Annotated in this window: 24 protein-coding genes; 3 read left to right on the plus strand and 21 right to left on the minus strand. The window is 30.8% G+C overall.

All coding sequences use genetic code 11. The annotated features are described in order from the left end of the window. Window positions 1-128: 128 nt before the first annotated feature. From LG295_RS08820 to bshC, 5 genes are all read right to left on the minus strand, one after another. The gene (locus tag LG295_RS08820; RefSeq protein WP_325998973.1) at window positions 129-2,444 is read right to left on the minus strand and encodes a penicillin-binding protein; all 2,316 of its coding nucleotides are present in this window, start codon (window positions 2,442-2,444) and stop codon (window positions 129-131) included. After that, window positions 2,425-2,817 (minus strand): cell division protein FtsL, encoded by a 393-nt coding sequence (gene ftsL, locus LG295_RS08825; protein WP_107531864.1) that lies wholly within the window; start codon window positions 2,815-2,817, stop codon window positions 2,425-2,427. Before ftsL ends, LG295_RS08820 begins: the two co-directional genes overlap by 20 nt. A 14-nt stretch (window positions 2,818-2,831) precedes the next feature. Further along, window positions 2,832-3,767 (minus strand): 16S rRNA (cytosine(1402)-N(4))-methyltransferase RsmH, encoded by a 936-nt coding sequence (gene rsmH / locus LG295_RS08830; protein WP_107531865.1) that lies wholly within the window; start codon window positions 3,765-3,767, stop codon window positions 2,832-2,834. A gap of 15 nt (window positions 3,768-3,782) precedes the next feature. Next, window positions 3,783-4,214 (minus strand): division/cell wall cluster transcriptional repressor MraZ, encoded by a 432-nt coding sequence (mraZ, locus tag LG295_RS08835; protein ID WP_017724208.1) that lies wholly within the window; start codon window positions 4,212-4,214, stop codon window positions 3,783-3,785. 148 nt (window positions 4,215-4,362) lie between these two features. Further along, window positions 4,363-5,976 carry a bacillithiol biosynthesis cysteine-adding enzyme BshC gene (gene bshC / locus LG295_RS08840; protein ID WP_326020120.1) on the minus strand — a complete coding sequence of 538 codons (1,614 nt, stop codon included), beginning with the start codon at window positions 5,974-5,976 and terminating at the stop codon, window positions 4,363-4,365. 271 nt (window positions 5,977-6,247) lie between these two features. Here bshC and LG295_RS08845 point away from each other — a divergent pair, with 271 nt between their 5' ends. Beyond that, a complete protein-coding gene (locus tag LG295_RS08845) occupies window positions 6,248-6,694 on the plus strand; it encodes an N-acetyltransferase (protein WP_107558087.1) in 447 nt (148 codons plus the stop codon). A 134-nt stretch (window positions 6,695-6,828) separates the two neighbouring features. Here the strand turns inward: LG295_RS08845 and LG295_RS08850 are convergent, their stop codons facing one another. The 7 genes from LG295_RS08850 to LG295_RS08880 form a co-directional block, all read right to left on the minus strand. Next, complete coding sequence (locus LG295_RS08850) at window positions 6,829-7,515, minus strand: YjjG family noncanonical pyrimidine nucleotidase (RefSeq protein WP_107531956.1); 687 nt, start codon at window positions 7,513-7,515, stop codon at window positions 6,829-6,831. A gap of 114 nt (window positions 7,516-7,629) precedes the next feature. Next, window positions 7,630-7,764: a beta-class phenol-soluble modulin gene (locus LG295_RS08855; RefSeq protein ID WP_107531955.1), complete on the minus strand. Its 135-nt coding sequence runs from the start codon at window positions 7,762-7,764 to the stop codon at window positions 7,630-7,632. A gap of 43 nt (window positions 7,765-7,807) precedes the next feature. Beyond that, window positions 7,808-7,942, minus strand: coding sequence for a beta-class phenol-soluble modulin (locus tag LG295_RS08860; protein WP_037556990.1), 135 nt, complete (start codon window positions 7,940-7,942; stop codon window positions 7,808-7,810). A gap of 51 nt (window positions 7,943-7,993) precedes the next feature. After that, window positions 7,994-8,128 carry a beta-class phenol-soluble modulin gene (locus LG295_RS08865; RefSeq protein WP_107531955.1) on the minus strand — a complete coding sequence of 45 codons (135 nt, stop codon included), beginning with the start codon at window positions 8,126-8,128 and terminating at the stop codon, window positions 7,994-7,996. Between the two features lie 43 nt (window positions 8,129-8,171). Next, the gene (locus LG295_RS08870) at window positions 8,172-8,306 is read right to left on the minus strand and encodes a beta-class phenol-soluble modulin (protein ID WP_017724203.1); all 135 of its coding nucleotides are present in this window, start codon (window positions 8,304-8,306) and stop codon (window positions 8,172-8,174) included. A gap of 46 nt (window positions 8,307-8,352) precedes the next feature. Then, window positions 8,353-8,487 (minus strand): beta-class phenol-soluble modulin, encoded by a 135-nt coding sequence (locus LG295_RS08875; RefSeq protein WP_039066869.1) that lies wholly within the window; start codon window positions 8,485-8,487, stop codon window positions 8,353-8,355. A gap of 647 nt (window positions 8,488-9,134) precedes the next feature. Further along, the gene (locus tag LG295_RS08880) at window positions 9,135-11,018 is read right to left on the minus strand and encodes a DUF5776 domain-containing protein (protein ID WP_404475678.1); all 1,884 of its coding nucleotides are present in this window, start codon (window positions 11,016-11,018) and stop codon (window positions 9,135-9,137) included. Window positions 11,019-11,589: 571 nt separating this feature from the next. On the opposite strand from LG295_RS08880, the gene LG295_RS08885 reads away from it, so the two are divergent. Then, complete coding sequence (locus tag LG295_RS08885) at window positions 11,590-11,784, plus strand: hypothetical protein (RefSeq protein WP_326000270.1); 195 nt, start codon at window positions 11,590-11,592, stop codon at window positions 11,782-11,784. 556 nt (window positions 11,785-12,340) lie between these two features. On the opposite strand, the gene LG295_RS08890 is transcribed toward LG295_RS08885, so the two are convergent. Beyond that, window positions 12,341-12,760 carry a MarR family winged helix-turn-helix transcriptional regulator gene (locus LG295_RS08890; RefSeq protein ID WP_186335304.1) on the minus strand — a complete coding sequence of 140 codons (420 nt, stop codon included), beginning with the start codon at window positions 12,758-12,760 and terminating at the stop codon, window positions 12,341-12,343. A gap of 118 nt (window positions 12,761-12,878) precedes the next feature. On the opposite strand from LG295_RS08890, the gene LG295_RS08895 reads away from it, so the two are divergent. Further along, window positions 12,879-13,850: an acryloyl-CoA reductase gene (locus tag LG295_RS08895; protein WP_340082714.1), complete on the plus strand. Its 972-nt coding sequence runs from the start codon at window positions 12,879-12,881 to the stop codon at window positions 13,848-13,850. A 48-nt stretch (window positions 13,851-13,898) separates the two neighbouring features. On the opposite strand, the gene LG295_RS08900 is transcribed toward LG295_RS08895, so the two are convergent. The 8 genes from LG295_RS08900 to LG295_RS08935 all read right to left on the minus strand — a co-directional run bounded on the left by LG295_RS08900 (window position 13,899) and on the right by LG295_RS08935 (window position 20,219). Then, window positions 13,899-14,096, minus strand: coding sequence for a YolD-like family protein (locus LG295_RS08900; protein ID WP_404475681.1), 198 nt, complete (start codon window positions 14,094-14,096; stop codon window positions 13,899-13,901). Window positions 14,097-14,438: 342 nt separating this feature from the next. Further along, window positions 14,439-15,206, minus strand: a complete 768-nt coding sequence (locus LG295_RS08905; RefSeq protein WP_340082716.1) for a hypothetical protein — start codon at window positions 15,204-15,206, stop codon at window positions 14,439-14,441. 157 nt (window positions 15,207-15,363) lie between these two features. Further along, a complete protein-coding gene (locus tag LG295_RS08910; RefSeq protein WP_404475683.1) occupies window positions 15,364-16,311 on the minus strand; it encodes an N-acetylmuramoyl-L-alanine amidase family protein in 948 nt (315 codons plus the stop codon). A 177-nt stretch (window positions 16,312-16,488) separates the two neighbouring features. Then, window positions 16,489-16,755, minus strand: a complete 267-nt coding sequence (locus tag LG295_RS08915; RefSeq protein WP_404475685.1) for a hypothetical protein — start codon at window positions 16,753-16,755, stop codon at window positions 16,489-16,491. Then, window positions 16,739-16,996, minus strand: coding sequence for a phage holin (locus LG295_RS08920; protein WP_186335309.1), 258 nt, complete (start codon window positions 16,994-16,996; stop codon window positions 16,739-16,741). The genes LG295_RS08915 and LG295_RS08920 overlap by 17 nt, the downstream gene beginning before the upstream one ends. 400 nt (window positions 16,997-17,396) lie before the next feature. Then, a complete protein-coding gene (locus LG295_RS08925; RefSeq protein WP_171915384.1) occupies window positions 17,397-17,678 on the minus strand; it encodes a hypothetical protein in 282 nt (93 codons plus the stop codon). 34 nt (window positions 17,679-17,712) lie between these two features. Next, entirely contained in the window at window positions 17,713-19,494 is a 1,782-nt protein-coding gene (locus LG295_RS08930) for a glucosaminidase domain-containing protein (protein ID WP_404476859.1), read from the minus strand. A 104-nt stretch (window positions 19,495-19,598) separates the two neighbouring features. After that, window positions 19,599-20,219 (minus strand): AP2 domain-containing protein, encoded by a 621-nt coding sequence (locus LG295_RS08935; RefSeq protein ID WP_404475688.1) that lies wholly within the window; start codon window positions 20,217-20,219, stop codon window positions 19,599-19,601. Window positions 20,220-20,566 lie beyond the last annotated feature (347 nt).

Below are 20,566 nucleotides of genomic sequence, written 5' to 3' on the forward strand. Positions count from 1 at the left end.
AAAGTGTTGCTACTTTATTGCAACGCACAATGATTAGCCTACTTCTAATTTCCACCTCAAATTTGATTACATAATAGGTTTTAAATGCTAATGAAAGCTCTCATTTAGAATAATCAACCTAGCTCAGCCTATGATTCATTGTCTTTTGAATCTTTATTTTCATCTGAGTCTTTGTTTTCTTCTTTATCTTTTGAATCCTTATTGTCTTTAGCGTCTTTTTGGTCATCTGAGTCTTTATTCGAATCAGATTCGGTTTTTGAATTTTGACCGTTAACATCTTCCGATGATAACGTTACTTCAATTTTATCTTTGCTGCTTATTTTTTGTCCTTTAGTTACTGATTGGTTCGATACAAATCCGCTACCTTTTGTTGTTACTTTAGTCTTAGTAAGTAACTCAAATGCGACAACCTCTTCTTTCGACCAACCTGTCATATCAGGCATTGTAACATCACCGTCTGTCAGTAATAATACTTTACTGTTAGGCAATACTTCTTTATTAGCACTCACAGATTGCTTAGTAACTTTTTCTCCATTACCAATAACTATTGGTTTTAAAGACTTACCATTTATTTTATCTTGCGCTTTTTGAGTTTCTTGTCCTTCAACGTTAGGAACTTCACTATATTTCACATCTGAGTTGTCTTTAGAATTTTTATCTCCAACATTTAGATATTTCAGTGTATTTTCCATAATAGGTTTAAATGCTTTACTGACACCCATTTCATAGGCTTCTTGGTCATTTTTCTGGGCTAAACTCATACCAGCATAAACGATTACCTCAGGATCATCTTTGGGTGCATCACCTATAAAGCTAACAAAATATGGGTTTTCACCTTCTGCATAACCACCGTTGTCTGGATCCGCAACTTGTGCTGTACCTGTTTTACCTGCAACATCATAGCCATCAATCTGATAGTTCTTAGCATGGCTATCCTCACTATTTACAACTTTATCTAGTTCTGTACGCACTTTTTTAGCAGTATCTTTCGTTATAGGTTTACCATCATATTCTTTCTTACCTTTATAAAAAGTATCTTTGCTAACAGGATTCGTTACGTTATCAACGTACCAAGGCTTAATCATATTGCCACCGTTAAAGAAGGCAGATTGCGCTTTAAGCATTTGCACTGGTGTTACCGTGGTAGATTGGCCGAATGAAGAAGTTTTCTGTTGCGCTTCATTATCCCAAGCGATACCGCCAGTAGCTTCACCATCAAACATGCCGTTGGTAGATTGGCCGAAACCGAATTTCTCATACCACTCTTTCATTTTATCTGCGCCAACTAAATCTTGCAGGTGCATCATTAATGTATTAGATGAATATGTGAATCCTAGTGACATTGGAATTTCTCCCCAACCGACTTTGTTCCAGTCAGAAATTTTTGATCCCATGACTTCTCTAGGTTCAGCTGTATATTTTTTATCTGGGTCAAACTTACCTTCTTGAATAGCTGCTGCTAAACCGTAAGATTTAAAGGTTGAACCAGGTTCATACGTGTTTTGATATAAATCATTCGCCCATTTCTTACCAAAATCTTTTCCTGTTTCTGGATTAAATGTAGGTCGCTGACTAAACGCTAGTATTTCACCCGTATGTGCATCCATTACCACAGCGAATAAATCTTTCGGTTTATAATGTTCTACCATGCCATCTAATGCTTCTTCAACAAATACTTGAATATTAGAATCTAGTGTTAAATGTACATCATCACCACGTTGAGGTGTTTTTTCTTTCTTAGTATTAGGTGCAATATAGCCCCAAATATCATGGATATAAGATAATGCTCCTTTTTGTCCTGATAAATAACTATCAAAAATTTTCTCAACGCCCATAGCGCCTTTTAAATCACCGCTATCTGGATCTTTTTGAGCCATTCCAATTAGATGTGATGCAAAGTTTCCATTAGGATAAAAACGTTCAGTCTCTGGATAAAGTGTTACACCAGGTAACTTCATTTTTTCAATCTTTTCTTTTTCTTGATATGTTAAATCAGTTCCTTTTTGTCCAAATTCAACTTGGAATGCTTTTTTATTATCTAATTTGTCTTCAATTTCTTTTGCTGACATATCAATAACTGTTGCTAATTTCTTAGCTGTTTCTTTCTTATCTGTAACGTGTTTTGGCTTATCGCTACCTTCACTTGCTTTTTTATCAACAATAGCAACGACTTTATACCGTTCTACATCTTCTGCCAAAATTTTTCCATTTCGGTCATAGATTTTTCCACGTTCAGGTTGTTGCTGGCTATTAACTAAATACTTTTCGTTTGCCTTCATGATTAAATCTTCGCCTGAAGAATGTCCAGTTAACATTATATATGAGTATCTTAAAACCAACGTAAAAAAGAGCAGTCCGAATCCAAGAATGAGTAGGACTGCCCCTATTTTACTTTGTTTAATAAGAAACTTGGGTTTTTTTAATCTAATTTTTCGCTTCGCCATTATTACGCACTACCTTTACATTGTCGTTCTTAAGGCTCATTCCTTCGTTTTTGGCCTTATCGTAAATGCGTTCATATGAAGAGTTCTTTTTAATTTCAGATTCTATTGCGCTATTTTCACTTGATTGTTTTTCGATTTTTGTATCTAAATCTGCAATTTTTCCTCGAGTATCATACGCATCCATTTTTAAAGATAGCATATAAATACTTATCAATGCAATTACTGTTATAAGTCCTATGTATAACATTTTCTCAAATTTTGTAATTTTAACTACGACTTTGCGTTTTACGGTTTTGGGCTGGGTCGACGGTTGCGACTCAGGAATTTGTGTTTCTGGTTCATTATAAGGTTGATATATCTTTTCTACTGCCACTCAACATTCACTCCTTATTTTAATATTTCTGCAACACGTAACTTCGCACTACGCGCTCTATTATTATTTTCTAAATCTTCATCAGTAGCGGTAATAGGTTTACGGTTAACGCGTTTCAATTTAGGTGTGTATGCTTCGGGTATGACTGGCAATCCCCTTGGTACATCTGGCCCCTTTTCGTACTCTTGAAACATTTGCTTGCATAAACGATCTTCCAACGAATGGAAGGTTATGACTGAAATTCTACCATCTACTTTTACTAAATCTATCGCTTGTTCTAATGAGTCTTCAAATGATGATAATTCATCATTTACCGCTATTCTAATTGCTTGGAAAATTCTTTTCGCTGGATGCCCACCTTTTCGCCTTGCTTTGGCAGGTATACCTTCTTTTATGACATCTACAAGTTCTAATGTCGTTTCGATTGGCTGTTGTTCCCTGTTTTGTTCAATGCGTCGGGCAATTTGTTTAGCAAACTTCTCTTCGCCGTATCGATGGAAAATTTTCACTAATTTTTCAAACTCCCAATCATTAACGACTTCATAGGCTGATAATGATTGGGATTGATCCATACGCATATCCAACTTCGCATCGTGATGATAACTAAAACCACGCTCAGGAACGTCTAGCTGTGGGCTAGAGACACCTAAGTCGTAATAAATACCATCAACTTTTTCAATATTCAAATCATTTAAAATTTCAGTTAATTTTCTAAAGTTGTTATGGACAAAGGTTACTTTATGCAAATGATCTTTTAAAACTTCTTTTGCATTTTCAATAGCCGTAGTATCTTGATCTATTGCTATCAGTCTTCCTTTGTCACCCAGTTGATTTATTAAATATAGTGCATGACCTGCTCCACCTAATGTACAGTCGACATACACGCCATCTTCTTTTATATTTAAATAATCAATGGTCTCTTTGAGCATTACGCTGACATGATGAAACAAAATAACGCCTCCATATTAAAAATCAAAGTCAATTAAGTCTTCAGCAATATCTTCAAAACTATCTTCAGATTCATCATAGAAGCTATTCCAAGTTTCTCTATCCCAAATTTCTATTCTATTTGAGACACCTATTACTGTACATTCCTTACTTAAGTTTGCATATTGGCGTAAATTCTGCGGAATGTTAATACGCCCTTGTTTATCAAGCTCTACTTCAACAGCACCAGAAAAGAACATACGCATAAATTTACGTGCATCTTTCTTAGTCATTGGTAAGGTTTTCATTTTCTCTTCAATAACTTGCCATTCTTCCAAAGTATAACCAAACAAACATTTATCAAGGCCACGAGTGATTATAAAACGCTCATTTAAGTCATAACGAAATTTTGATGGAACAATCATGCGTCCTTTTGTATCCAACTGATGTTCGTATTCTCCCATGAACATTTATAATCACCTCACCTTCTCATATATATAATTTACCACATCTCACCACTATCCTCCACTAATTATACAATATTCACCAAAATTTATTGTTTTACATAAAAAAATGCCCGATTCATCTTTTTGATGAATCGAGCTAAAGCCTGTGGCTCTATGGTTTAACGATAATATGATCAAAAGTGTAAGAATGTGGTGGATAGGTGGAGGGATTGAACACATCCATCCCAAAATCATTCATAATTTGTAGTGGATTCCAGATTCTTTCTTGTAATCCTCCCATTGGATGGAGCACTTCACTTAATTCTTTAAAATGTTTAATGCTAATTTCATTTTCTCGTTCAATATTTAATAAATATCTCTTAATCAAATAATCATATTGCTTCTGGTGTATTTCATTATTTTTATCCAATAATTGTTTATTATCATTGTTGTCAGCTACTTCAGCTTGCAATGTTTGATATAACTGATCTTGTTGTTCTTTCAAACGTTCTATTTGATTTATAAACTCTTGTGAAGCTTGTGCACGCACAAACTGCGCTTTGTCATCTTCAATACCTTTTTCGATAATTGAATTTTTATCCAATTGATATTGTTGAATCAGTTTTTCAGTTCTCTCATATAAATAGCTAATACGTAAACGTGGTAATACAATCGGCATCGTTACATCTAAAGTTTTAAATACACCACTTAATTCAGTCCAATATTTAATTTCACTTGGTCCTCCGACAAAAGCAACTGTATTAAACAACCACTCTTCCATAACTGGTCTAGTAACAACATTATTTGAAAAGAGCTGCGGGTCAGAATCTACTATTTTTAACAATTCCTCTTTTGAAAAATATTTATCTGATTTATTCAAATAAAATTTATCATCTTTAAAAGTTAATAATTGTCTCATATTGTCATCATGCATGAATATATGGACATTCGTATCTGTTTGGATCATTTGTTCTAATCCACTTTCTATGGTTTGCTGTTGTGTCTTTCTAAATGCTTCATCTACTTCATTATGATGTTCAATTATATGCTTTATAAATGGTTGTTCCAAACTTCTTAAATTAGCATCATTTGCATCGATAATTAACAAACCATAAAACTTAAATACTTCATGTAACAAAGCTTTAAACATATCTGTCCAACTGTCATTCTCTTCAATAATGTCATTACACATTTTTAATAATGGTTTAGAGTGTACTGTTTCGGTCATTTGTTTAAAAAACTGTTCTAAACTTTCTTTTAATTGTGCTTTATCAGGATAATACCTAGAAACACTAGTTTCAGGAGGTGTCATTGTATGATATTTTATTTTTTGCAATTTAGCATATTGTGTATTATAGGCATAAGTATGGTTAACTTCATCAAAATCATGGTCTTCCCCAGCAATCCAAAATACAGGGACCACGTTTTTATCATATTCATTCGATAACTTCTCACTTAATGTAATAATAGAAAAGATTTTATGGAAAGTATATAATGGTCCACCGAACAAACCGGCTTGTTGCCCTCCAATAATCACCTTCGCACCTTCACTTAATAATGCAAGATTTCTTTCTTGTTGTTCAGTTAAAGATAAATCACTCATATATTCTTTTATGATATTAGCTAATTCAACTTCTCTACCATTATTAGAAGCTGTTAAACGTTCATCATAACTCTTTTCATCCATGGCATCTAAGTTATAAAACTGCCTTAACGTTGAATCACTTTTTTTTAGTTTTGATATAAATTGATCTTTTTCATTGAGTTTTGTCGTCATACAATCCATGCGTAATTCTCCTTATGTTACTCTATTCCTAATCAGTATAAAGTTTATATCCAATATTGACAATTATGCGGCTTATAAATATCAAATTTTCAAAATAGAGACTATTCAATATACCTAAACATTAATGTTGCAACTGTTCAATTTTTTTATGTTTAGATAGTTTTAAAAAAGATAATAAATTAACAAAATAGAGTTTCAAGCAGTCATTTTTGTGAAAAAAGTCATAAAATAAGGTATAATAATACTTAATAATACAAAGGGGGAAGATGCGATGACTAGTGTAAAGCGTCTTGATATTAATTACAGAACTGACGAATTATTCGAAGATTTTAGGAACTTTGGAAATGGTGATTTATATTTAGTCGATGAACTTCGTGGTGAGATGATTGATGCAAGTTCAGATTCACCATTTTATGGTATTTATGTCGGTGATCGATTAGGTGCAAGAATGGCACTATATCGTAAAGGTGATGTAGAAGAGAAACACTTCCCTAATTTCGACGATTATAATGTATTGTGGAAATTAGAGGTTTTACGCGATTTCCAAAATCGAGGTTACGGTAAAGCATTATTAGATTTTGCTAAGGATCAAGGATTACCAATTAAAGTAATTGCACGTAATCAATCAAAACCATTTTTCATCAAACATGGTTTCACCGATTTAGAAGAAGCAAACAAAGAAGGCCATGATGTTTTAGTGTGGTCACCAAATCAATAATTTAAATTTATTATAATAAGCATTTACTCTATTATCGACTGTGAACTCATTATAATTTTTTGAAATACAAAGCAATATAAAAAAGCGGGTCTATGAAATCAATTTTTAAACTTATGATTTCTGTCCCGCTTTTTTTATTGAATATGAGCTACTATTTCATCTAATGCATAAATTGTATAATCAGGTCTTATTGTTGTCTCATTAACCTTTTTTCGAGGGTTAAACCAACAAGTTACTATTTCAGCATTTTTGCCTCCTAATATATCAGAAGTCACTGAATCACCAATAATCATTGATTCTTCACGTTTTTCTTCGCCAATTTTATCAAATACATAATCAAAAAATTCTGGCATTGGTTTTTGATATCCTGTTTGTTCTGATACAAACACACCCTTAAACCAATGACCGATGTTAGTTTTCTCAATTCTACGTTCTTGTGTTTCTAAAACACCATTAGTGACTATATACAAATCATAATTATCTTTTAGTATATCTAGTGTTTCAACCGTATTTGTAAAATGTTTAATAGGTGCATTAGCTAACTCATCTCTAAATATATCATCTGCTTCTGCACCATCTATTACTAAATCATGTAACTTAAAGTACGCTTCAAATCTTTTACTTAACACTTCATCTTTAGTAAGCTCATTTTTTTGAAATGCATCCCAATGTGCTTGGTTAACTTTCATAAAAACTTCTAACTCTGCTTTATTGGTTTTTAAGTTATAATTTTTTGTCAGTTTATCAAATGCGTAGGCTTCAGCATCATGAAAATCTACTAATGTATCATCAAAATCTATCAGCAAATTTTTGATTGTCATTTGAATTCTCCTCCATTCATCACTATTTATCTTTAACCATTTCAGTATACACATTTTTTACACATAAAAAAATGGCCAAGGTTATCACCCTGACCATTGTATATATTTTGTAAACTAGAATCCAAATAATTTTGAAACTAAGCCTACACCATTTTCTACGATGCTTACGATGCTTGTTCCTAATTTAGCACCGTCTCCTGCAACACCTGCTTGTACTGTTTCTTTGATTGCTTCAAATAGTCCTGCCATAATTAATCACCACTTTAATTTATATTTTTTATTTATAAAAGACTTATAGTCCAAATAATTTTCCTACTAAGCTTGCACCGCTTGATACGATATCTACAATACTTGAACCTAAATCTGCACCACTACCTGATTTTGCTGCTTCTACTGTGTTTGCAATTGCTTCTGCTAATTTAGTCATTTGACATTTCTCCTTTATGAGTTATTAGTATAATTTATTTGAAATTAAAAACTAGAATCCGAATAATTTTGAAACTAAGCCTACACCATTTTCTACGATGCTTACGATGCTTGTCCCTAATTTAGCGCCGTCTCCTGCGACACCTGCTTGTACTGTTTCTTTGATTGCTTCAAATAATCCTGCCATAATTAATTACCCCTTTAATTTGTATTTTTTATTTATAAAAGACTTATAGTCCGAATAATTTTCCTACTAAGCTTGCACCGCTTGATACGATATCTACAATACTTGAACCTAAATCTGCACCATTACCTGATTTTGCTGCTTCTACTGTGTTTGCAATTGCTTCTGCTAATTTAGTCATTTAAATATCTCCTTTATGAGTTAATTGATTTACATTAAATTAAAATCTAGAATCCGAATAATTTTGATGCTAAACCTACACCATTTTCCACGATACTTACAATGCTTGTCCCTAATTTAGCGCCATCTCCTGCGACACCAGCTTGAACTGTGTTTTTGATTGCTTCGAATAAACCTTCCATTGTAAACACTCCTCGTTAAATTTTAATTATTATGACTGTTTTTATGTTGAAAACGATACTTTCAATTAATTATTTTGTTTAGCTATCGTTTCTTACATTCACTATAAGATATTACGTAATTAAATTGTCTATTTTTTCTTACTTAACTATAAATTAGCTTTATCTGTTGATTTATTTAATTTACGAAACAGTTTTGAATTCCTAAGTGTATTACGCACAATTAAATCAACTACAACTATGTAAATATTATATTAAAACAGTGTTTCAAATTCATTAATATTGTTAGATAATTCAAAAACTTACTTGTGGTGGACCTTTACTTTTTAGAATAGCCATGACCTTTCAGACCTATGTTGCTCGCTTTAACAATTGCTTTATTCAACATAATAAATACCACCACTATTAAATTTATATATTATAATTTTTTCAGTTAAATATTGGTAGCTATTAGGTTCGACTCCTACGTGAAGATCACTAGCCAAAGACAACAGGCTAAGTCAATACTCTCGTAAAATGTGCACAAAAAAACTGCCAACAAAGTCAGAGACTTCGTTGACAGTCTAAAGATATGAAGATATCTATACAGATAGTTTTATTGTCTTTCTTAATATTCTATAAATTATTATAGGTCAAATATCCGTAAAAATTTATGTTTCTGTTACAAATTCAAGATTTGCCGTAATAAAGGTGCCACGGTTAGTTTTGAGTCTCGGCGTGCCTTTAGACGATAAAACTATTTTTTGAATTTCTAAATTATCACCTGAATTTAAAATATTAACTGGTTCGCCCTCAAAATTTCTATTTTTGTACTCTTTACATTTCTTCAAAACAGTAACATCATTAGGTTTACAATATATATACTTATCTTTCTTGTCTTTATCAACAGGGTACACATTCTTTTTATTAGCAGTTAAATAGTAACCATCAGATGTAATAAACCTTGGTGTACCTTTAGCAGTTTCCACAACATCCGCAATTGCAACCAATTCTCCAATTTCTAAAGTTTCTTCAGCAAGTTGTTTAAATTCAACATCTTCATATAAATTCGCTTTTTTAACAAGCGATACCGAATTCGGTTTATATGTTAAATATTCGTTTAAACTATCGGCTTTATTTCTAGACTTTGTTGCTGATACAAACTCGGCTTTAAAGTTTTGTCTGTTTAAACTTGCCTTTTGACTTGCATTAGGTAAATTCATATTCACATAAATTGATTTATATCCATCATAGATTAAAGATATATTGAATGCGAAATTACATTGGTTCAAATCTTCCGTATTGATATAAATATAATTATTATTTATTTCAAAATCGATAGTCACATCATGTATTTCATTATTTATTTCATTCAGTATTACTTTATCAATAATTGTTTGATCATCTTTATATACACGAATTACATCTTTAAAAGTTCCCTCTATTAAATGTGTGCCTTCATATACAGCAAACACTGGATCTTTGATTGGTAAAGCATCACTTAAAGTTTCTGGCATTAAGAAATGGACTCGGTTATTTTCAACAAATTTATTTGCTTTACCACCTTGTTGTAGTATAGTTATCAATTCTATTAATTTTTGATATTCTTTGTTTTTCAAAAATTGATAGATATTTTTAAATGTATCAGTTAGTAAATAATCTTCAATATTTTTACCGTATGATGCTAGCATTAGTACCATTTCATCAAATAATTCATAAAATACAGGTTTATTTTCAGCTTTTAAAAACCGATTATTTTTAAATAATCGCGACATATAATCAACTTCGACAATTCGACTAATCGCTTGAAATTCTGCATTACTTGGAAGTTCAAGTTTCAGAACCTCATCTAAAACTGTTAAATTTAATTTAGTTTTTTCAATTATATCCGTTTGTCCAACTAATGATTGATTATAAGTATAACGGTTCACGTGATAAGTCGGTTTAGGATTCATTGAAGCTGTTTTACATTTTGATATTGCTTCTATAAAAAATAATTTATCTTCACCATATTTCATATGCTTAAAATAAATTTTATTATTAATGATAATATCGCGCTTAATTATTTTGCCTGGTGGACCAACTGCTCTAAATATTTTTTCAATTTCGTATGGAACCAAGTGATTATCATTTTTATAAGAACTAAATCTTCCAATTTTCTTTATAGCTTTTTCTGTATGTTTAACGCTTTGGCCAAAAGCTACATCAGAATGATGATCTTTTGCTTGATTTAATAATGTTGGAAGCCCTTCTGGATCTAACCAGTCATCAGCATCTAAGAAAGTTATATATTCACCTGTAGCATTCTTCATTCCTACATTTCTAGGTTCAGATGGGCTACCTGTATTTTCAGCTAATTGTATTACCTTTATAAAATCATATTTAGTAGCAAATGATTCAACAATTTCTAATGAATTATCACTTGAACAATCATCAACAAAAATCGCTTCTATTTTATCTTTATTGATATTAAGTTTATTGATAGATTCTATACACGTTTCTAGAAAATACGCTTTGTTGTAAACAGGTACTATGATAGATAGTAATTTTTCCAATTCAATAATCTCCTTCTAATTCGTTTTTTGTATTAAAACTGTTTATATTGATTATCAAAATATGTATTTTCTTTCGTATTTGAACTACTCAATATGGAGATATGTTTTATACAAACCCTTAATTATTTTTTTAAATAAAGCGCCCTAATAAGATAACATAATTTAATCACTTACAACACAAATAACCTATTTGATATAAATTTAAAATCAAAGTTCTTACTATTAAATCTATTTACACTTTTCAATTTATTTTTAAACAAACATTTTGAAAAAATTACATAAAAAATAACCACCTTCCAAGGGAGAAGGTGGCTCAAAAAGAATGAAGTAATGGAGTACTTCATAACACTATTTTATTACGCACAATAAAATTGTTCAATGCTTTTTACAATAACTTAACATTTCTTTTTTAAAATTTTTAAATATGAAGGTTATTTAAAAAAAGACCCTACTTATAAATGAGTTATAAGGGGACTAAATTACCTAAAAAGAAAGCGTGAAGTTTTTTACAATATTAGAGTGTGAGCAATTAAGAAAATACTTTAAACGAAAAACCTAGAAAAGTACGCTTATGTTATATATTCTTTTAATTACTGGATCAAGTTTTTCAGAAGTGAATAGAATGACTTATAAAGATTTATATTACAAACCTGGTTTAACTCATTTACCTGATACCAAATCGGAAAATGCAGACAGAGAAGTAGAAATATCTGAAAATGAATTAAATGACATTAAAAAGCAATTTCGAAACATCCACAAAAAATAAATATTGAATATATTAGTATAAGGTTAGGACATGCAAACATACCTATAACACTTGAGGTTTATAGATATTAACTTGACGAACACAAAAAAGAGCAAGGTCAACGCGTCAGAGAATTATTCTCTTGACCCGTTTGACACTTGCTCTCTCTCTCGAAACGTTGATATACCAACGTGTTATAGTGTCCTGGGAGGACTACTATATTGCCCATATTATCAGTGTTTTTGGTGTTTCAGTGCCATGTCAGTGCCATAAAAATTTTGAGTATCTATTTCTTACATTTTAATGGTAGAAACTAGGTTCAATATTTATCTTTACTAAATATATAATTATTAAAATTTAAGTGTTCAACAGATTCTTATTAGGCATATTTCCAACTGTTCGTCACTGTCTGAAAAATTTTTATATCAATGTTTTTGGAGGTTTTATATAAAATTAATATTTCTAAGTGTTTGCTCTTTTTTGCCCTTAAAAATACTCATCTATTCATATAAGTGAGCTTTTGCATATTGGTAAAGTTTTTTACTTGTCTTTAAATTTAATTTTTTCTATTACATAATTAAAGATTCGTATTGTTTATTTTCATCAGCGCCCTTTTTAAAACTACTATTTCATTATCAGTTAGATCAGCAAAACAATTATTATTCAACTCATCTGCTAATCTTTCTAAAGTCGGCCAAAGCTCATTTGCTTTTAAAGTACTACTAATTAAAACAGTTCTTCTATTTTCTTCATCAGTTTTACGTACTATCAAATCTTTTTTTGCCATTTTATATAGTATGCCAGATAAAGTTGGGGCTTCTAATTTTAATGCATTACAAATTAATTTTGGAGTATTTAAGTTGCTATTAATCAAACAATTTAATACTCCATACTCTGACGGAGTGACATTATAAGGGCTTAATAACTCCTTGAAATATTTAAACACTTTGTTTTGAGAAGTGCTTAATAAGTAGTTTACACAATTATCTATATCCATGATTTAGACCTCTCTTAAATTATTATATTGACTTAGAAATTATAGCATGTTATCTTTTTCAACGAAATACTTTTGTTACAAAAATGTTTTTAACCAAAATATGAAAGAAGGCTAGTTTATGTTCAACGCACTTGTAGTTAGAAAAAAAGATTCTGAAGTAAATTACGAAATAGAAAGTATAGATAAGACATTTTTATCAAAAGGTGATGTTTTAGTAAAAATAGAATATTCTTCCTTAAATTATAAAGATATGCTCGGATTACAATACAAAGGCGGAGTAATTAAAGACTATCCTATGATACCAGGAATAGATTTTGTAGGTACTGTTGAATCAAGTATAAATGAAAAATTTAATAAAGGGGACCAAGTTCTTGTAACAGGATATGATGTTGGAATGACTCATACTGGAGGATTTTCAGAATATGCACAAGTTCCTTCTGATTGGATAATACCTCTACCTAAAGGTTTATCCAATAAAGAATCAATGATATATGGTACAGCTGGTTTCACAGCAGCTCTATCAATATTTGAACTTCAAAAAAGTGGTATGACCGTAGACCAGCAACCCGAAATATTAGTTTCAGGAGCTACTGGTGGTGTCGGTAGCATTGCTATTCAAATATTAAGTAAAATTGGATATAAAAATATCACTGCTTTAGTAAGAAAAAACAGACAAATAAAAGTGGCTGAAAATTTAGGTGCTAAACAAGCTATTATAATGGAAGATGATAATAAACCAATTAAAAAAGAAGTATTCGACTATTTTTTAGATACAGTTGGTGGAGACATAACAATATTTGGATTAAAACATTTAAGTTATCAAGGTTGCGCTACTGTTTGTGGTAATGCAGCAGGCAATGAATTAAGCGCAAATATTCTTCCTTTTATTCTTCGAGGGATAAAATTAATTGGTATAGATTCTGTTTATATTGATTATGGAACTCGAGAATATTTATGGGAGAAATTATCAAATGAATGGAACATCGGTGGTTCTCTTTTATACAATGAAATTAATTTCAAAGAAATTGATAAAGTTATAAAACAACTATTAAATGGTGAACATCTAGGAAGAACAATCTTAAAAATTTAATTAAAATCCCTATCCTACTAAACAACCCACCTATTCATTTAAGTGGGTTTATTTTATCTCCACAATATATAACCAATTAACCTTACTGACCCCATTTTCTTCATGTAAATATAGTGTTTGTGTGTGAACGTCCACCTTATGAATATAACCCTCTTTGGTTTTAATATATCCATCTACAAAATAACGTAATTCAATTGTAGGGTCATTATACATTTTAAATATCAACTTATCATTTAAATAGTTCAATTGATGATCACTTAATGATGGTCTATCAATCTTATTTTGGTCTTGTATGTATTGGTCTTGTATGTATTGTTCTAGTTGCTCTTATTGTTCAGGCAGTGTCTTAAAGGCTTGCTACTTAACCACGCCTCGCCCTTGCGGTATACGTGTGTTAAGATATTCTCTAGGTGTATTACGGTAATCAGTTTCATATTTATATTCATCTGGTGCGTCTGGATTTATTACTTTCATATTATCACCTCATAAATATAACAGAACTCTTGTTCGTATATGTAAATAAAAAATAACCACCTACCTTAGGTGGTTTTGTATAATTCTATGTAATTATTTCGTTACTATTCATCCTCAATTGATATTTTGAGTTGTCTTATTAATAATATTATTTACTTCTTCATGAACACTGTCAAAATCTATGTCAATAAACGACCTTACAGCCGTTTGACCATCATTTGAAGCCATTAAAGGTACACTTAAATTTTCTAAATCATTAAAATATTTATCGTACTCTCTTATTATTCTATTATAATACATCACTGGATTTATAATAGAATCGTTTCCAGTATAGTTGAAATCATTAGTTACTAAATCATTAGATATTGTATGATTTTTGGAAATGATCTTTTCATTTAAGTTGTATTTTAAGTATTCATCGTATGGTTCTATAAATATATCGATTTGATACTTATAATATTCTAATTTTTTTATCAATTCATTTAAATCTGTTTTTAATTCAAAATACGTATCATAATCGAATTTAGAGTCTTCAATATTGTTAATATAATAAGACTCAATATTATGATTGATCTTCTTTAGATTTTCTAAAAAAAGATCATTGCTATAAGAATTAATGAAATAGGTGATAAGATCTATTCTATGATTAAATTCTTGTGAGGGTTGATTTTCTTTGGTTTCTTTATACATATCATAGTTATGCTCGAATTTATCATAATATTTTTTTAGATAATTTGTATTATCTTTTATATTTTTAACTAATATATCTTTTGTTCGGTTTCTTCTTATTTCTTCCTTTTTTCTATCTTTGTATAAAGTAAGCAATGTAAAAACAAACCCTAAAGAAGTGATAAATCCCATTGCAATATTAAATTCATCCATTTTAATACCTCCATTTATATAAAATAAACGAGCAAGTAAATAGTCATACTTGCTCATTATAAAAAGTTGATGTGCTGATATTACCTTTTATATTTTACCACACTATATATATCTAATTTATATAATAAAAAGAATTTAAACAAATACAATATCGATATTATTTAACTAATAACCTACCCCATAATGCTTTTTCTTTCAATAACTTCTCTTCTTTATCAGTAATCCTACCTATAGGCATAAAGAAATTATCCTTTTTGTTTGCTCCATCTGCTTGGTATTTAAATCTAATCCACCACAAGTCATTTTTCTTATCTTTAATAACTTGGTCAAATTTTACAAATTCCCCAGGATAAATCCAAGAACCTCTATCTACTTGCGCTTTATTTAATCCCATTGCACGTCTAACAACAATTGGTTCCGTATTATTTTTACTAGATGTGAATATACCATTCCACGCCCAAACTGTACGAGGTGATTTTGCTTTGATAGGTTCTTTTACGTCTTTTGCTACTTTTTGTGTTGGTGAATCACCTTTCATATGCTTGAGTACTAAATTATCAAGTACACTTATATCATTTCTTCCATAACCTGCTGCTGCTAATAAATTACCTGGATCTTGCTTATCATATTGTATTTGTTGGTGTCCAGGCATCTCATTACGTGGGTTGATTTCCCATGAATTACATAAAGCTGCCATAATACGACAAGCATTATCTAATGATTTATGCGTACGTGAACGATTTGTAAAATAACATGCTTCAAGTCCAAATGCGATATCATTAGCATCATCGCCATACCAGTTATTATCGATTGGCGTATCATACAATACATGCCACGCTTTCTCTGTAACTGGTATACAAATAATACATTCTTTGTCATCTACAAAAATATGAGCTGATGCTGTTCTATCCCAATCAATATTATAAGTATTTTTATAATAATTAACATTTTGTTGTGCTGTTGAATCACGATTACCTGTATCATGAAAAACTGCAAATCGTGGTTTACCACTATCTAATCTTTGTCCTGTTCGACGCGTACCAATTGGTAAAAAATCAGTATAAACGGGTACGCCATTCCATGTACCTATTCTTTTTTTATCCATGCTATCTCCTCCATTTTTTAAATCATTAATAAAAGGGAGTCTAATGACTCCCCAAAATCCGTTGCTATCATAATCATGTTGAACCTTTTTAACTGGTGAACCATTCCATGTACCCCAGTTTTGATCTAATGAGTAAAAGGTTTGTAAATTACCACTTAGGCCAATTGCTACATGCCTCTATTGACCACCTGTCCATACACAAATATCTAGAGGTTTAACAACCAAATCACGTGTATTAGGTAAAAACTTTGTTCCATTAGGTGCAGTTGCTCTGTTTTTATCATTAATTATATCTTTCGCATCACCTTGAAAATGCCAATTAAAATATTTTTTACACACATGAATAATCCAATCGGCACATTGACCTGGATAAATACCATCTTCGTCATGCTGAATGCCTATACGAGAATTAACATACTTTAATGCTTTACTCTTCTTTACCATTACGCATCACTACTTTTTCATACTTATTTTGGGTTTTTAATTCTTTCATCATTTTATTACTTTCTTTAGCAGCGCTAGTAAATGGATTATCTTTCCATGTCGTGAGCAATGCTACTGCAATTGTCATTAATGTTGACTCATCAACTGGAATAGGACTAATACCTTTATTTGATAACCACTGATTCACTAACACCAAAATTAAACCTAATACTCTTACGATTACTGTTACTTTTACATCCATTTAATTTCCTCCTCATAATAAAAAGCCGACATGTATATGCCGACTTAAACATTTGATAATATTTTTATGTTGTGTTAATTTATAGATAGAAAAAGGGCAACACACCATAAGTGTATCGCCCCAATGAGCCCGTTAAAAAGACGGTGGCTAGTTTATAACAATTATATAAAAATAATCATCAAAACCGTCCAAAGTTAGTGATGATTATTTTTTATGGTCATTTTTACTAACTAATACTAGGCCAATGATTGTCAAAACAATCATCAACATTTCATAATCAGTCAATGTTACTCCTTTCTAGGAGTCAAACCATATTTCATAGGCATCACCCCATTTATAATGAGATTAGCCACCATCTATCCAACTTGCTCACCTTTATATTTTACCATATTTTCTTTTATTACTTCTTCAAATCTTGTTTAATTTCATCCATCATTTTGAGCATCATATCACTCTGCGTATTGAGTTTATGAAGTAACTTCAAATCTTCATTTTGACTTTTTAAATCTTCTTTTATTTCCTTTAAATCTTCATCATGGCTACTTATCTTACCCTCAATTAATGTTAATCTATTTTCATTTTCACGCTTATCTTTATTAATTTTCATCCAAAAAGTCGTAATACTTATGAAAATTGGAATTAATATACTAAAAATCCAGTATATGAGACTAGTTTCATCCATTCTTATCCTCCTAAACTAATCAATTTTATCTTGCTTATTTATATTTATCTCTTATGAAATAAAGACCTACTAATCCCACATCTCCATACAGATTGTATATCGTACTAGCTTGATGTTTACACCAATTTATATCAGTTGCATATTGCATTGTACCTGGATTCCGTGGATTCCACCTCATACGATATAAAGTATTCTTGCCTTTATTAAAATAGTTATCTCTAACAAATTTAGCACCACCAAATATACCCTTAGCTGGTGTCGTCCATCCTCTATTTCTAGCGTAACTAATTGCTAAGTTTGGATTACTATCATGTGCATTAATACCGAAGAAATTATATATACCATACCTGCCACTAGCAAAATTAGAAGTACCATTGCCACTTTCTAAAAAGGCGTGAGCAATAAGGTATATTTCATTCACATTATATTTTTTACATGCTTCAGCAAAAGCTTTACCTTGATTTGAGAGTTTACCTTTACCTTTTAATATTTGATTTAATTTATCAACAGAGACACCTTGATATTTACCTAAATTCAGCATTTGATATTTTTGTTTACTATCATTCCATATTCTATTAGGCTCCATAGCAACACTCACTTTTGCACGACTAGCACTGAACCAACCACCACCAGTATTAACAACCGGTAAACCTTTAGACATCTGCGCGTTTAATGCCTGTTTAAATGTGTATTTGCTAGTTTCTATGTCTACTTTACCTTTACTATGCTTATTTGAAGTTACTTTATCAGGCTTTTTAATAAGCACACTATTACTCCCTTGTTTAAGTTTAATCCTCTTTTTGGATTTTTTAGTTACAATAACTTGCTTAAGTAAATCGTCTTTTTTACGATATATTGCCAATAATTTTTGTATAGTACTTTGATATTTTTCTAATTCTGGATAACCTTTTAATATCAAATCATAATCACTGATATCTTTCATAGTTCGCCATATATTCTTATCTAATTTCAAAGCTTCTTTACTTAATTTTAAATTGTTCCACTCTAGCATTTTCAAGCCATGAACCAGCGTATATATTAAAGTACGCATATACTGCTCTTTTGTTTCAGATTCAGAACCGCATACCTCTAATACTATCCAACCAGGATATTTTTCCACTTCAAACTTAGTATGACGACAATGCCATGTCATTTGCTTATCTACAAAACTGTGAGGATAAATAATATCATTATCATATTTATTTCGTTGTTTATAAATATCTTTAACACTTCTAAACATAATACTTTCTTTGATATATAATCCCTTAATAGATGAAGTTCTCTTATTACCATCGACAATATAATGTGTGACGTTTTCTCTCTCTTTATCATATCTAAAACTTGTATAGGTAATATTGATAATATTTTTGAATCTTGGCATATTATCTTTTTTAGTTTCTGTTGGTGTATTATTCTTACTTGGCTCTTTTCCTTTACTAGGCTTTTCTTTCTTCGGTTCAGGATGATATGGTGGCCTTACAAAATGTGTAACTCCACCTGGTGCATCAGTGTACCTATGTTTTATTTTATAAGGAGGGCTTCCAGACCAATTACCAGTATAATAATTTTGATCTACTGACCAGAAATAATCTTTAGTAGCTTTGCCAACAACGATTGAAACATGTCCTGGGTTACGATTAGCCCATACCGCCCAATCACCAGGCCTAGGTACAAAATTTTTCGTGTTTCTATAAATTTTAAAATTATGCCCGCGATAATTTGATTTTTGAGCCATTGCATTTGCATTTCCCCATGTGAAGAATCCCCAGTATTTTTTTAATATATAGTTAGGTAAGTCCCAACATTGCGTATATATTTAATTTAATGCCTTTCCCTGTAATAGTTTCTTATTACGCTTGTATAACATTAAATTGCTCTATAAAAAGAGCCTCATGCTTTCACATGAGACTAGACTATATCTTAATATTCATTTTTAGCTTTTAGGTATGCTTCATATGCTTTTTCAGCAGTTTCATATAAACCTAAATATATGAATTTTTTATCCTTATACAATTGTGCCTGAAACTTATTTAATCTAGGCTTAAACGTTACACCGGTATAACCAGTTTTATTATAATACTTTCTTCTATTATTAGAATTAATTTGATGTTCTACCCACCTGCAATTTGAGGGTTTATAGTCATCATTATTATCTATCCTATCTAATTTTGCACCTTCAAAAGGAATATCTCCAGCATCATTATAGAATTGAGCAAAATTATTTTTCCATTCCTCACAAACCTTTATACCTCTTGCTCCATAATATTTATAGTTTTGAGATTTAGTATTATAACATCGTTTTTTCATATCTTTCCACTTTTTGTATATTAGTGTTCCTGTCATACCATGTTTTTTTGTATGGCTATCTTTTACTAAACAACCACAACTTTTTGAGTATCCATTTTTCACCACTGTTCCAATCATAACTTTTTTAGTTCCACATCTTGTACATAAACATTTATATAACTTTTTCTTATGTTTATTTCTACTATGAAACTCTAATACTTTCAAATAGTTAAACTGCATACCTACAATATCCATTTGATCACTCCATTATAATCATCAAAAATATTGTATCACATATGAATATTTAATGTACTGCCTATCAATTGATAGTGCTTAGTCGTTGAAGCTTCTTCTACTATTACCATAGAAGCTTGCCTGCTGATTGCCCAATCCTTAATATTTTTAGACTTTCACGCTTACCATTACTAGTTACGTTGTAGTTATTAAGGCTCTAAGGGTGTTCCAGCAATTCACATTATTTTAAAGGGAGGCCGTTTAACCACCCCACTTTCCATCAACATTTATGGTTCTTTTTATTCTAGCAATAGTCAAAGCCCATGCCACAACTTCACTTGCAGTGGGTTTTCGTTTACTAGCTGAAG

The organism is Staphylococcus pseudoxylosus, from assembly GCF_044794325.1.
Taxonomy (GTDB): domain Bacteria; phylum Bacillota; class Bacilli; order Staphylococcales; family Staphylococcaceae; genus Staphylococcus; species Staphylococcus pseudoxylosus.

What these genes read in the sequence shown, in the direction of transcription:
- LG295_RS08820 (WP_325998973.1), bottom strand. Translation starts at nt 2,444, where the DNA reads ATGGCGAAGCGAAAAATTAGATTAAAAAAACCCAAGTTTCTTATTAAA.
- mraZ (WP_017724208.1), bottom strand. Translation starts at nt 4,214, where the DNA reads ATGTTCATGGGAGAATACGAACATCAGTTGGATACAAAAGGACGCATG.
- bshC (WP_326020120.1), bottom strand. Translation starts at nt 5,976, where the DNA reads ATGGATTGTATGACGACAAAACTCAATGAAAAAGATCAATTTATATCA.
- LG295_RS08845 (WP_107558087.1), top strand. Translation starts at nt 6,248, where the DNA reads ATGACTAGTGTAAAGCGTCTTGATATTAATTACAGAACTGACGAATTA.
- LG295_RS08850 (WP_107531956.1), bottom strand. Translation starts at nt 7,515, where the DNA reads ATGACAATCAAAAATTTGCTGATAGATTTTGATGATACATTAGTAGAT.
- LG295_RS08855 (WP_107531955.1), bottom strand. Translation starts at nt 7,764, where the DNA reads ATGGCAGGACTATTTGAAGCAATCAAAGAAACAGTACAAGCAGGTGTT.
- LG295_RS08860 (WP_037556990.1), bottom strand. Translation starts at nt 7,942, where the DNA reads ATGACTAAATTAGCAGAAGCAATTGCAAACACAGTAGAAGCAGCAAAA.
- LG295_RS08865 (WP_107531955.1), bottom strand. Translation starts at nt 8,128, where the DNA reads ATGGCAGGATTATTTGAAGCAATCAAAGAAACAGTACAAGCAGGTGTC.
- LG295_RS08870 (WP_017724203.1), bottom strand. Translation starts at nt 8,306, where the DNA reads ATGACTAAATTAGCAGAAGCAATTGCAAACACAGTAGAAGCAGCAAAA.
- LG295_RS08875 (WP_039066869.1), bottom strand. Translation starts at nt 8,487, where the DNA reads ATGGAAGGTTTATTCGAAGCAATCAAAAACACAGTTCAAGCTGGTGTC.
- LG295_RS08885 (WP_326000270.1), top strand. Translation starts at nt 11,590, where the DNA reads ATGTTATATATTCTTTTAATTACTGGATCAAGTTTTTCAGAAGTGAAT.
- LG295_RS08890 (WP_186335304.1), bottom strand. Translation starts at nt 12,760, where the DNA reads ATGGATATAGATAATTGTGTAAACTACTTATTAAGCACTTCTCAAAAC.
- LG295_RS08895 (WP_340082714.1), top strand. Translation starts at nt 12,879, where the DNA reads ATGTTCAACGCACTTGTAGTTAGAAAAAAAGATTCTGAAGTAAATTAC.
- LG295_RS08905 (WP_340082716.1), bottom strand. Translation starts at nt 15,206, where the DNA reads ATGGATGAATTTAATATTGCAATGGGATTTATCACTTCTTTAGGGTTT.
- LG295_RS08910 (WP_404475683.1), bottom strand. Translation starts at nt 16,311, where the DNA reads ATGGATAAAAAAAGAATAGGTACATGGAATGGCGTACCCGTTTATACT.
- LG295_RS08915 (WP_404475685.1), bottom strand. Translation starts at nt 16,755, where the DNA reads ATGGTAAAGAAGAGTAAAGCATTAAAGTATGTTAATTCTCGTATAGGC.
- LG295_RS08920 (WP_186335309.1), bottom strand. Translation starts at nt 16,996, where the DNA reads ATGGATGTAAAAGTAACAGTAATCGTAAGAGTATTAGGTTTAATTTTG.
- LG295_RS08925 (WP_171915384.1), bottom strand. Translation starts at nt 17,678, where the DNA reads ATGGATGAAACTAGTCTCATATACTGGATTTTTAGTATATTAATTCCA.
- LG295_RS08935 (WP_404475688.1), bottom strand. Translation starts at nt 20,219, where the DNA reads ATGGATATTGTAGGTATGCAGTTTAACTATTTGAAAGTATTAGAGTTT.